This window comes from Paenibacillus sp. ALE2 (genome assembly GCF_054113385.1).
The window spans coordinates 1,013,033-1,025,000 of the sequence record NZ_CM134213.1 but is presented as its reverse complement, the minus strand read 5'-3'; the positions used below and the strand labels follow the sequence as shown (position 1 = coordinate 1,025,000).

Sequence of the window (11,968 nt, the reverse complement as noted above, 5' to 3'; positions counted from 1 at the left end):
CACAGGTCTGTGCGAAGCCGCAAGGCGAAGTATACGGGCTGACGCCTGCCCGGTGCTGGAAGGTTAAGGGGAGTGGTAAGCCTTCGGGCGAAGCTATGAACCGAAGCCCCAGTAAACGGCGGCCGTAACTATAACGGTCCTAAGGTAGCGAAATTCCTTGTCAGGTAAATTCTGACCCGCACGAATGGCGTAACGACTTGGGCGCTGTCTCAACGAGAGATCCGGTGAAATTTTAATACCTGTGAAGATGCAGGTTACCCGCGACAAGACGGAAAGACCCCATGGAGCTTTACTGCAGCTTGATATTGAATTTGGGTACGATCTGTACAGGATAGGTGGGAGCCGTTGAATCTTGAGCGCCAGCTTGAGAGGAGGCATCCTTGGGATACCACCCTGATCGTATCTAGGTTCTAACTTGGTACCGTGATCCGGTACGAGGACAGTGTCAGGTGGGCAGTTTGACTGGGGCGGTCGCCTCCTAAAGAGTAACGGAGGCGCCCCAAGGTTCCCTCAGAATGGTTGGAAATCATTCGAAGAGTGCAAAGGCAGAAGGGAGCTTGACTGCGAGACCTACAAGTCGAGCAGGGACGAAAGTCGGGCTTAGTGATCCGGTGGTACCGCATGGAAGGGCCATCGCTCAACGGATAAAAGCTACCCTGGGGATAACAGGCTTATCTCCCCCAAGAGTCCACATCGACGGGGAGGTTTGGCACCTCGATGTCGGCTCATCGCATCCTGGGGCTGAAGTAGGTCCCAAGGGTTGGGCTGTTCGCCCATTAAAGCGGTACGCGAGCTGGGTTCAGAACGTCGTGAGACAGTTCGGTCCCTATCTGTCGTGGGCGTAGGAAATTTGAGAGGAGCTGTCCTTAGTACGAGAGGACCGGGATGGACGTACCGCTGGTGTACCAGTTGTTCCGCCAGGAGCACCGCTGGGTAGCTATGTACGGAAGGGATAAGCGCTGAAAGCATCTAAGCGTGAAGCCCCCCTCAAGATGAGATTTCCCAGTATGTAAGACCCCTTGAAGACGACGAGGTAGATAGGTTGGGGGTGGAAGTGCAGTAATGCATGGAGCTGACCAATACTAATCGGTCGAGGGCTTATCCTAAAGATAAGGCGCAATGAAGTTTCGGATCCAGTTTTCAGGGTGTAACCTTGAAGGTATGTAGAAGTACATACGACAAGCGTATGGCTATTTATTCACACAATTTGTGATGAACCGAATAACCTTACGGAAGAATTTGCGAGGCAAATTCATGTTTGGTGGCGATAGCGGAGGGGTTCCACACGTACCCATCCCGAACACGACCGTTAAGCCCTCCAGCGCCGATGGTACTTGGACCGCAGGGTCCTGGGAGAGTAGGACGCCGCCAAGCATAAGCCCCTTCTCTGGGGATTTTTTTTCGCCTGTAAGACTGACCTCTACATAGTCAGAATTAATTGTTATTTCTAAGATGGGGCTATAGCTCAGCTGGGAGAGCGCCTGCCTTGCACGCAGGAGGTCAGGGGTTCGATCCCCCTTGGCTCCACCAATATTCCCTGATAGCTCAGTTGGTAGAGCACTCGACTGTTAATCGAGTTGTCACAGGTTCGAGTCCTGTTCGGGGAGCCATATGGAGAGGTGTCCGAGTTGGCCGAAGGAGCACGATTGGAAATCGTGTAGGCGCCAAAAGCGTCTCGAGGGTTCGAATCCCTCTCTCTCCGCCAGCTCTTATAATAGATATGTGGCCCGTTGGTCAAGGGGTTAAGACACCTCCCTTTCACGGAGGTAACAGGGGTTCGAATCCCCTACGGGTCATAGTAGTATGGAGGCTTAGCTCAGCTGGGAGAGCATCTGCCTTACAAGCAGAGGGTCGGGGGTTCGATCCCCTCAGCCTCCACCATTAATAGTATTAAGAAATACCTTTGATGTCGCGGGGTGGAGCAGTTCGGTAGCTCGTCGGGCTCATAACCCGAAGGTCGTAGGTTCAAATCCTGCCCCCGCAATTAATTTCCTGTTGGAAATGCCTCTGGAACTGTGGTGTAGAGGCCTAACATGCCTGCCTGTCACGCAGGAGATCGCGGGTTCGAATCCCGTCAGTTCCGCCATTTAATTTAATATGCCGGTGTAGCTCAACTGGTAGAGCAACTGACTTGTAATCAGTAGGTTGGGGGTTCAAGTCCTCTCGCCGGCACCATTTTGGAGGATTAGCGAAGTGGCCAAACGCATCAGACTGTAAATCTGCTCCCTTACGGGTTCGGTGGTTCGAATCCATCATCCTCCACCAGTTTTATTGCCATGGTGGTCGTGACGAATGGGTTAACGTACTGAATTGTGGCTATGGCATTTGTGGGTGCAAGTCCCATCAATCGCCCTGTTGAATACATAATGGGGATTAGCCAAGCGGTAAGGCAACGGACTTTGACTCCGTCATGCATAGGTTCAAATCCTATATCCCCAGCCATTAAGAGCCATTAGCTCAGTTGGTAGAGCACCTGACTTTTAATCAGGGTGTCGAAGGTTCGAGTCCTTCATGGCTCACCATTATCATTGCATGCGCGTGTGGCGGAATTGGCAGACGCACTAGACTTAGGATCTAGCGTCTTTGACGTGGGGGTTCAAGTCCCTCCACGCGCATACCTGTTTTTGCGGACGTGGCTCAGCGGTAGAGCATCGCCTTGCCAAGGCGAGGGTCGCGGGTTCGATTCCCGTCGTCCGCTCCATATTTGCGCCCTTAGCTCAGCTGGATAGAGCGTTTGACTACGAATCAAAAGGCCGGGAGTTCGAATCTCTCAGGGCGCGCCATTAATTTCATAAGCCGGTGTGGCGGAATTGGCAGACGCGCGCGACTCAAAATCGTGAGGGAAACCGTGGAGGTTCGAGTCCTCTCACCGGCATCTATTTCGGGATGTAGCTCAGCTTGGTAGAGCACCTGGTTTGGGACCAGGGGGTCGCATGTTCAAATCGTGTCATCCCGACCACTTTTTTTGCGGGTGTAGTTCAATGGTAGAACTCCAGCCTTCCAAGCTGGTAGCGTGGGTTCGATTCCCATCACCCGCTTTATATAGATGAAAGAAGAGATGGCTTATGCCATCTCTTTTTTTTGTATTTATTAAGCTATCGTTTCCCGTTAGATTACGACCGCTTATAATAGCTCTTCTTATTAATCCAGTTAATGTACGGGGTGGACCTTGGTTAATATTTATTTTTTGCTCTAAAAAGTTTGTAGAAGGCACGAATGTCCTGAGCTAAAAGCTCAGGCTCTTCCATGGCAGTAAAATGCCCGCCGCGAGCGATTGAAGTCCACGAGTTACATTTAGGTTGCACACGCCCATTCTTTAGGCGTTAACAATATATCTGCTAGGGATAATACAATTCCGGTTGGCACTTTTATGTAGCTCAATGACGGCAAAGAATGTGAATTTTCATAATACATACGTGTAGTAGGTGGCTTCATTGGTCTTATGCGAAAAATAAGGGTCATAAAATGAGTCCAATGTTCGATATCTTTGTTCAGCATCTGGAGCAGTCAGGAGTGTCCGATAGGAGCGTATTGGATGGATAAGAAAATAAAGACTATATAGCAGCTTAGAAAAATCAGCGAGACAAGCAGAATTCAGAAAACAGTCAAAGAAATCCCAATTACGATACTGGGTGTTGCTAAAACGGTGGGGATAAGCCCTCCGGATAATCCGGGGGAAAATAGCAAGGAATTAGTTCCTTCCTGATAACTCTGTTCAATGATTATCTTATTACCCTAGTTAATCTAGACACCTTCTGTAGGCTTCTTATATAGATAGCGAACTTTTTATCTGGTATCTTTTTTGATCAGTCCGTTATATAGAGTATCAAGAAGGCTATCTACTTTACAGTTTGTGAGACTGGTTGGGTAGAGCTGAACAATCGGTCAAAGCGGCGCATCAATCCTTCAAGCGGACCAACAGCACGCTGAGCAATCAATAATCCCAGCAGTAGTGTTGCAACTGCGATCATTACGTTGCCGAACGGAATTCCATCCAGACTGTGCCCAATCTTTGTCAGATCAAGAATCCACACCACTACAAACTGAAAGGCATACATGGTCAGGGCGACACGTCCGACTGCTGCGAAAGGCATTAATACAGCGGAAGTTTTTTTGGATACGAGGCACGTAACTCCCATTACCAAAAATGAAATTCCTAATCCTATCATCGTCTGGAATGTCGAAGCGGTGTGCGGAGCCGTTCCCAAAAGGAGCTGCCACATCGGTGATTCCGTATTAAGAGGCCAAATTGCGTATTCATCCGGCTGTACAGGAGCAGTTCCTTGCACACTTATCAGCCATTGTTCAAAGTGAAGATTCCAATTCGGAAGCACAAAAGCGGCCATTACTTTGCCAATAACAAGCATAACGATACCGCTGCCTGCGAGTGAGAGGGCTGTACGTAATCTGGTGAGGTCAACGCGGCCAATGGCCATACCAGCAACAAATGCAGGAGTCAAGGCGAGGGCAGACATCGGACCTCCCGCGATATCACCAAGAAGATAAGCTTTTGAGAAAATGCTTGATCCAAGAATCATTAGCGGCGGGGCCGTTACGAGCAAAACTATTGCTGTTGTAACAATGGTGCGGGTCGAACGACGAAATAACATGAGGGCCAACACAAACATAGCTGCATAGGCAGGCAAAATGATGCCGTATGAAGTGTTCAGCATAATAAGCAAATAACCAATAATATCAACAAACACCGCACGGGCCAGCATTCGTGCACGAAAAGCGGTCGCCTCTGCTCCCCGATCCATCATACGCTGTCCCATAATAGAATAGGAGATACCGCCGCACAACACAAATAATAGGGTGGTATTTCCGGAAACAATTGCAGAAACGCTTGGATTTGATCCGAAATGCTGCAAATACATTCCCAGCACGGCCAGTCCGCGCGCAGCATCAAGCGCAACGAGGCGTCCTTTGATGCTGTGTGTCTTTCTCCGTGGCTCTGTCACAAAGCTTTGGGGGAGATTATCGGTTTCTGTACTGTCGTGAGATGAGGTGGTCCCTGATGTGTCCACTGCTTTATTATCCATGTTATTAGCAACCGGATCTTCAATCTTTGTGTCCCCCTCATATTTTCTGACAGATCTGCTTGTCAGTTTGATGCTACTTAGCAAATTAATTCCTCCCTAAAATATTGAATTCATACATTCCATAAATCCCTGTTGTGAAGAGGATTCATTTCACGTTCTAATCCAAATATAGCCTTCAGATGTCGCTAAAATTTGATCAAGTTGTAAACAAAATGTCACAGAGGACGATAACCCTTATCACAAAGACAACCTTACTCACGGCTGATCACCGGAATAAGGTTGTTTGCAAAATCATTCAGGGTTTGCTGGGAACGGCATTGAATATCGAATTGGCCAGTAGTCGGAATTGATGCTGCGGATGAGCGCCATTGGTTAGATCGTTGGAGAAAACTGTGATATTCTTTTTGTTTTCCATATAGGTGAAGGCCATGATCTTTCCTCTTGCAGCATCGTGACCTGGCCACCAACCTGCTTTGAAGAAGTTTTCTTTATTGCTAATGGTTGCAAGAACTTTTGCGGCTTTAGGTAGCTTCGTAATGTAAGAACCTGTAACGGTGTAGAAATATTCTTCGTTATCGTAAGGGGCTGTAATCACATGATCCTGTTGGACATTCGCCAGGAAGACCCCTTCGTATCTTTCCCATGCCGGTCCAGCAAACGCAAATTGAGGAATCCAGTTTTTCACGTTACCCATCCCCATATTTCCATAAGCAATGTATGGCTTTCCATTCTCAACAAGTTTGTCGGAATCGAATGTATTCACCAGCACATCCGCATGCTGCTGATCATCGGTCACTTTAAAGCCGAGATTTTTGAGCACATAAGCCGGTTCGCCGAGAGCGGCTACCGTAGAAGGTTTAAGAACTTTGCCAACGGGTTTGTTATTGCCGAATGCCGTGACATCAAGATAGTATTTTGACACCAGCGGATGCAGATCATCATAGGCCACTGCAAAGTCACCCGCTTCATATCCTGTTCCGCTTTTGGATAGCATCATCGTAACCACTTTGCCGGATTTAAGTAATTCATTGACCGTTTTGATGGCATCGTTATTGGTGTTTCGGATTAAAACATAGGCAGAATCATTCGGCAATGATGTGGCCGGAATCGATACGGAAGTCACCGGAGTCGTTTTGCCCGCAAACACGCCGGCTTCTCTAATCACATCACGTTCAAATCCTCGCATGACGGGAAAGTCTTGCACAATCTCGCCAGCTACGGAAGCATAATCTGAGACGTTAATACCGTCATATAAAACCATGTTTGCAATGCCGTGTTTAGCCTGATGCATATTTATGATAAATGAACCCGCGGGGTAGGTCTTGCCAGCAGTACTTACAGCCTCTGTCGAGCGTTCAACCGTTACTCCATTGCGGATAAGATACTCAATCATCCGATAGGCTTCCAGCGGATTTTTTTGAAGACTTTTATCGATCGGCAAAACGTAATACTCAGGAAAAAAATTCTCATTACCGTGACGGGGGCGACCAATGACTTGATTTTTTGCATTGACTAGATACCGATCTACGGATCGATCATCGATATTGTTGATTCCACGTTCATATACTTTTAGCTGGTTCAAAAATAACTTTTCTTTCTTTTGCATAACAAAATCAGTTGCTGCAGCGACACTATAATACAATGCTTTGGTCGACTCTTCATTCGATTCAGGTGTTTCCAGCGTATGTCCCATTGCACCATGGTGCATGGCGAAGACAGCTGTATAGGCTGGAGACGCATCGTCCCATCCTGAAGAAGTCCCCTTGGAAACATATTTAGGATTTTCAACTGTTTTACGATGTTCTTCATAAGGAATATGGTAGTAATCATACTTCGTGTTTGCTATACCTGCTTCACCCATCGCTTTGGCCTGTTCTACCATGTTATCCATAAGTAGATCGTACTCAATATTCGGATCGTGAGGCGGTGTGGTAGGCTCGATCAGAAAATTCTTATCAAACCCATGCAGATCTAAGAAAGAAATCGGCGACCACTTGGCGATTTGCTCTGTGATACTGCGTGTTTCAGGCTGGGTTTGATATGAATTATCCCGATTTAAGTCAAAATATTCAGCATTATAACGTTCGGTATGAACCCTTCCATCTGGATTTTCTGTATACAGGAACAGGAAAAACACATGTTCAAGCGCATCATCCATATTGAGAGTTACCGTACTCGATTTTCCATTGGACAAGGTGGTCTTGTACGTAACATTTTTATCGAGTGCCATGGTCTTAAAATAATTGATAATCGCATCAAAGCCCGGCGCTTCATTCGGATGAATATTGTTGATCCAGATGGGCACTTGATAATCTCCGAATGCACCGGATTGAATATCGTTCTCCAGCTTTGCAGGATCATTTAGCATGGCAGGGTGAGTTACATTCTGATATTTGTCAATCGTTGCTTGATCTTTGGCAACCATAGTCATAAAAATATCGCGGCCTTCAACAGATTTGCCGATCGACATCGTTTTAATGTATCTGTCGTTTTTTTGGGCTGCCTGTGCCGTAATCGCATCAATCTCCGGCTTCAGCTCATCATAGGTACGGAAGCTGTCGTACGGGACCAACTTAATAGGTGCTTGGGCAACGGTTTTGCCGTTGACTACTGCAGCCAGTTCATAGGTTCCCATCAATGAGGCGTACAGTGGACGCTGCAGACTCGGCTCGGCAAGATTCTCCGTACCATAGGTAAGACCGAAATTGATACTGGCAGTGACTTCTGCGTGTTCGGCTTTGACCTGAGTAACGGTGATAAAGGGGGCGCCATTATAACCGCGATTCTTGTACGATTTCCATTCCGATAATGGCTTACCACCATAGGTCCAGCTTATTTTCTTTATATCGGTACCCTTCGGAAGCTTAAATCTAGCCTTAATGGTTCTTTTCTTCGTCATGGATGCCACATGGCTATCCAATTTTAGTGTCGGGGTATTTTTAACCTGCGTTGAAATTATTTTTGTTGGTTCACTCTTATCGTTCAACAACGTGCTTTTTGCACGTTGCGCAGCATCAGCCATAGCCATGTGCGGAGCAGTGATCTCCAGAAGCATGGCGACGGATATAGTTAATGCCAAGCAGAACCTTACGATCTGTTTTGTACCCATTCTTTTTCCCCCTATAGATAACCGGAAGATCATGTTATGCTCTTCTTTATTCACAAAGAGCATTTAACAGACTATTGTCCGGCAAATACGATCTAATATATTGTCTAACCCTATTCAAAATCTGTTTTCTGCTCCTGCCCCGAAGAATTGTCTGTAATCGAATTTGAGGAGTCGGAATTTATGATACTTTGCACAAATTGCTTCAAATCCGTTCGACTTTTTACATCCAGAACAGCCGCCTTGCCCACATAAGTTTCTTTTAATAGCTTCATTGGCGGTATTTGTTCATTTCCGTTTAATGTACTTTGGTACCCTACTGAAGCCAAATTCCACATATCAGAGACTGACAAATTGGTATCGATATACGGACTGATTTCCTCAAGAATAGAAGGGAATTTCATAATGGAAGTCGTTGTTTTTACCTTCTCGGCTAATGCCGTAATAAATTGCCGTTGTCTTTTTGTTCTGGAATAATCGGACATAGCATCATGACGAAAACGGACATATTGAAGCGCCGTTTTGCCGTCGAAATGCTGCTGTCCCTGTTTTAAATTAATATCATACTCATGCAGATCGGCCTTGCTTTCATAGTACATATCCTTCTCGACATAAAAATCGAGTCCGCCTACAGCATCTACGAGTTTAATAAACCCCTGGAAATCCGTGTATACATAAAAATGAACTGGCACCCCCAGCAATTCGCTGACTGCTTTCATCGCCGTATCGGGTCCATGCGTAACAGCGGTATTAATTCGATTTTTGCCGTGCCCAGGAATATCCGTATAAGTGTCTCGAAGAATCGAAAACACATGAATACGCTTATCGGTAGGATTCAACGAAACGACCATCATGCTATCGGATCGGGGTACACTGCCCTTGTTGTTCTCGCGAGTATCCACGCCCATCAGCAAAATATTTACAGGTTCGGTTCCCTCCCATTCCGGTGCTTTTAGTGCTTCGACTTTATCAGTGCTCACTTTAACAAATGGGGAGTTTTCCGGGGTTTTACTAAGTCCTTCTAACCCTTTGTAAATGGAAAAGAAATAATAAAAGATAAAGCTTACAGCAGCGACCCCAAGTAACAACGTTACAATCAATATCCTCTTTTTCCTCTGTGTCATGTCATTCTTCCTTTCTAGATGTATAGACGCGCAGGCCCCTTTCTGTATTAAGATTTTTGCAAGGCTGCTACGAGGAGTGAAGTGTAATATCGGCTACCATCTGGTTTTAAATGGACACCATCTTTATAAAAGTATTCGTCTTTGCCTACACTGGCCGAATACCAGTCCATCACGCTGACGTTGTTAAACTCATCGGCGACCTGTGCAATCGTGTCATTCACCGTGTTTTGCCATCCTTTCGGAACCCGGGTGGTGACCAAGATTACCTGTCTGGCTCCGGAAAGGGATTGCAGTACGTCGTGCAGTTGGTTTTTGCTAAACGGACCATTGGTGCCGAGTTCGATAATGACCTGGTCTCCCAGTTTGCCTTGGGCGGCCAATTCATTAATGACTTTTACAGCTTGAGACATCTGCCGGCCAACCTTACCGTCAACCGTCATATTCGGAAGCTGCTCTTTTAAATAAGGCTCAATTCCGACCGTAACCGAATCTCCAATCATCGTGACGCCCTCGCCGTTTAAGGAAGCAGATGATTGAGCTTGTTCCCCGCTGGTGCTAGAAGCCGCACGCTTTTGTGCAGCAGTCTGCATCTTATCAAGATTGTATAGAGAAGAGTCCTTGCTGCGGGATTCGTGATCATCTGAATTTTGCTTTGCGTGCATATGGAGAACTATGGCACCTAAAAAGATAAGGATAATCATAAATCCCCATAATCCGCTTACCATCCATCCATTTTTTTTGTTCATAGCTAGTTCATCCTTTCCTTTAACATGCTAGTAGGTTTTATCTTGTTTGATAGCATCAATTAACAACGAGGCATAATACTGAGCGCCTTCTGGTTTCAGGTGGACACCATCACCATAAAATAGATCGTCCCGGTTTTCGCTGGCTGAATACCAGTCGATAAGCTGGACATTTTGAAATTCACCAGCAATTTCACGCAGATTGTCATTTACGGTATTCTGCCAACCTCTTGGTACTCTAGTTGTTATCAGATAAATTTGCTGGGAGTCCTGCAGTGAAGCCAGCAAGGACTTCAGTTGACTCTGGTTAAAAACGCCGTTGGTGCCGAGTTCAATAATGATTTTATGGCCAAGTTTACCCTGTTCCCGCAGGCCATCAAGCACATCACCTGCCTGTGACATTTGACGTCCCACCTTGCCATCAATGATCATACCGGGGAGCTGCTTTTCCAGAAACGGGGCGGCATCCAGAATAACGGAATCTCCGATCGCAGTGATCCCCGCTCCTTCTGCGGAGTGGCTTGTATTTTCAGCGGGATGATTTTCATCGGAACAGCTGCATTGCAGTTGTTCTGTCTGGACGGGGTCCCGGCTTACGGCTGCTGGTGCATCAGGTACAGGATCTGGAGCTGGTGAGTCCGTCTTCCATGATGCCAAGACGAGAATGATGGCGATAACAATGACGACAAGGCCTAGCTGGCTGCCAGCGCCTGACCTGCGGAGGGATTGCAGGCCAGTCCAAAAGGTCCCACGGCGGATGGGCTCTTCGATGTATCTGTAGGAAAGACCCGCCATTATGAAACTGGCCGTTACCTGCAGAGCCATGCGCATATAGCTGGCATCATCGGTATTTACCACGGGACTTGATAAAATAATGATTGGATAATTCCATATATACAGACTGTAAGATCGCTTACCGATCCAGCTTAGAGGCCTGCAGCCGAGTAATCGTTCCAGTCGGTTGGCTGGATGAACCAGTACAGCGATAACAACCGCGGTAATGAGTGATAAATAAAGAAAACCGCCGCGATACAGCGAATCATCATACTCGTTGGTCTGAGCAATCAGGATAAACAGCATTATAATGCCCAGCACGCCAGTCATATCCAGCATGGTGCGGGATGAAGAAGATACATTGTCGCTCAGTCTCCAACTGGGCCAGACAACCGCCAGAGCCGCTCCGATCAAAATAGCAGACGCGCGCGTGTCCGTCCCGTAATACACCCTGCTCGGGTCTGTTCCGGGTTCGTATATAACGGCCATGGCTATGGCGGATACGCAGGCGCAACCCAGAATGTATAACATAAGTCTGCCTCGTCGCGGTGCAAGGCACAGACCAATCAGTAGAACGAGCGGCCAGATGACGTAAAACTGTTCCTCAATGGAAAGCGACCAGAGGTGCCCGATAGGTGAAGCCGGACCAAAGCTCTCAAAATATGAAACATGATGAAAAATGAGATACCAGTTGTTTACGTAAAAAAGCGAGGATACAAAATGGCCTCCTAATGCCTGCAGTCTGGAGAAATCAGTAATTAAAAGCCACAATGCCACTGCAGTCAGCATAAAGATCATTGCTGGTAGTAGTCTGCGCATTCGTCTGATCCAGAACCGCACAATGGAAAAACCGTTGCGCGTCCTCCATTCATAAAGGATCTGGTCCGTAATCAGATACCCTGATAGGACGAAGAAAATCTCCACCCCTAGCAGCCCACCCTCTGCCCATCTAAGATGAAGATGATAAGCAATAACAGCAAGCACGGAGATGGCCCTTAGCCCATCCAGACCGGTCATATAACGTTTTATGGGTTGATTTAGGTGCAGATTCGGATTTTCATTCACTATGGTCCATTCCTTGTCCTTATAGGCTAATGATCTTGCTTCATTTACTATAGAAAAAAGATGTCGCGAAAGTTTGATCAACATGTAAACAAATTGTCACAACGGTTGCAAAAA

5 protein-coding genes, 17 tRNA genes and 2 rRNA genes (1 of these 24 only partly in view) are annotated in these 11,968 nt (G+C 46.7%); 19 read left to right on the top strand and 5 right to left on the bottom strand.

Annotated elements, in window-relative coordinates:
• The 19 genes from ACXHJ1_RS04345 to ACXHJ1_RS04255 form a co-directional block, all read left to right on the top strand.
• Positions 1 to 1,106: ribosomal RNA gene (locus ACXHJ1_RS04345) — 23S ribosomal RNA — on the top strand; it begins 1,821 nt to the left of the window's first position.
• 151 nt (positions 1,107 to 1,257) lie between these two features.
• A 5S ribosomal RNA gene (rrf, locus tag ACXHJ1_RS04340) occupies positions 1,258 to 1,374 on the top strand.
• A gap of 80 nt (positions 1,375 to 1,454) precedes the next feature.
• Positions 1,455 to 1,530 (top strand) — tRNA-Ala (locus tag ACXHJ1_RS04335).
• Between the two features lie 4 nt (positions 1,531 to 1,534).
• Positions 1,535 to 1,610, top strand: a tRNA-Asn gene (locus ACXHJ1_RS04330).
• Positions 1,611 to 1,613: 3 nt separating this feature from the next.
• A tRNA-Ser gene (locus tag ACXHJ1_RS04325) sits at positions 1,614 to 1,705 on the top strand.
• 19 nt (positions 1,706 to 1,724) lie between these two features.
• Positions 1,725 to 1,796, top strand: a tRNA-Glu gene (locus tag ACXHJ1_RS04320).
• 9 nt (positions 1,797 to 1,805) lie between these two features.
• A tRNA-Val gene (locus tag ACXHJ1_RS04315) sits at positions 1,806 to 1,881 on the top strand.
• 29 nt (positions 1,882 to 1,910) lie between these two features.
• Positions 1,911 to 1,984: transfer RNA gene (locus ACXHJ1_RS04310), tRNA-Met, on the top strand.
• Between the two features lie 25 nt (positions 1,985 to 2,009).
• Positions 2,010 to 2,086, top strand: a tRNA-Asp gene (locus ACXHJ1_RS04305).
• A 13-nt stretch (positions 2,087 to 2,099) separates the two neighbouring features.
• A tRNA-Thr gene (locus ACXHJ1_RS04300) sits at positions 2,100 to 2,175 on the top strand.
• 4 nt (positions 2,176 to 2,179) lie between these two features.
• Positions 2,180 to 2,265 (top strand) — tRNA-Tyr (locus tag ACXHJ1_RS04295).
• Between the two features lie 102 nt (positions 2,266 to 2,367).
• Positions 2,368 to 2,442: transfer RNA gene (locus tag ACXHJ1_RS04290), tRNA-Gln, on the top strand.
• Between the two features lie 4 nt (positions 2,443 to 2,446).
• Positions 2,447 to 2,522 (top strand) — tRNA-Lys (locus tag ACXHJ1_RS04285).
• 12 nt (positions 2,523 to 2,534) lie between these two features.
• Positions 2,535 to 2,615 (top strand) — tRNA-Leu (locus tag ACXHJ1_RS04280).
• Between the two features lie 11 nt (positions 2,616 to 2,626).
• Positions 2,627 to 2,701 (top strand) — tRNA-Gly (locus ACXHJ1_RS04275).
• A 5-nt stretch (positions 2,702 to 2,706) separates the two neighbouring features.
• Positions 2,707 to 2,783 (top strand) — tRNA-Arg (locus ACXHJ1_RS04270).
• A 12-nt stretch (positions 2,784 to 2,795) separates the two neighbouring features.
• Positions 2,796 to 2,875: transfer RNA gene (locus tag ACXHJ1_RS04265), tRNA-Leu, on the top strand.
• Between the two features lie 7 nt (positions 2,876 to 2,882).
• A tRNA-Pro gene (locus ACXHJ1_RS04260) sits at positions 2,883 to 2,959 on the top strand.
• Positions 2,960 to 2,967: 8 nt separating this feature from the next.
• A tRNA-Gly gene (locus tag ACXHJ1_RS04255) sits at positions 2,968 to 3,038 on the top strand.
• 801 nt (positions 3,039 to 3,839) lie between these two features.
• On the opposite strand, the gene ACXHJ1_RS04250 is transcribed toward ACXHJ1_RS04255, so the two are convergent.
• From ACXHJ1_RS04250 to ACXHJ1_RS04230, 5 genes are all read right to left on the bottom strand, one after another.
• Positions 3,840 to 5,126: a DUF418 domain-containing protein gene (locus ACXHJ1_RS04250; RefSeq protein WP_457905666.1), complete on the bottom strand. Its 1,287-nt coding sequence runs from the start codon at positions 5,124 to 5,126 to the stop codon at positions 3,840 to 3,842.
• Between the two features lie 211 nt (positions 5,127 to 5,337).
• Positions 5,338 to 8,151 carry a M14 family metallopeptidase gene (locus ACXHJ1_RS04245; RefSeq protein WP_457905665.1) on the bottom strand — a complete coding sequence of 938 codons (2,814 nt, stop codon included), beginning with the start codon at positions 8,149 to 8,151 and terminating at the stop codon, positions 5,338 to 5,340.
• A 110-nt stretch (positions 8,152 to 8,261) separates the two neighbouring features.
• Positions 8,262 to 9,272, bottom strand: a complete 1,011-nt coding sequence (locus tag ACXHJ1_RS04240; protein WP_016819428.1) for an LCP family protein — start codon at positions 9,270 to 9,272, stop codon at positions 8,262 to 8,264.
• A gap of 47 nt (positions 9,273 to 9,319) precedes the next feature.
• A complete protein-coding gene (locus tag ACXHJ1_RS04235) occupies positions 9,320 to 10,018 on the bottom strand; it encodes an SGNH/GDSL hydrolase family protein (RefSeq protein WP_107734761.1) in 699 nt (232 codons plus the stop codon).
• A 27-nt stretch (positions 10,019 to 10,045) separates the two neighbouring features.
• Positions 10,046 to 11,854, bottom strand: a complete 1,809-nt coding sequence (locus tag ACXHJ1_RS04230; RefSeq protein WP_457905664.1) for an acyltransferase family protein — start codon at positions 11,852 to 11,854, stop codon at positions 10,046 to 10,048.
• Between the last annotated feature and the right edge of the window lie 114 nt (positions 11,855 to 11,968).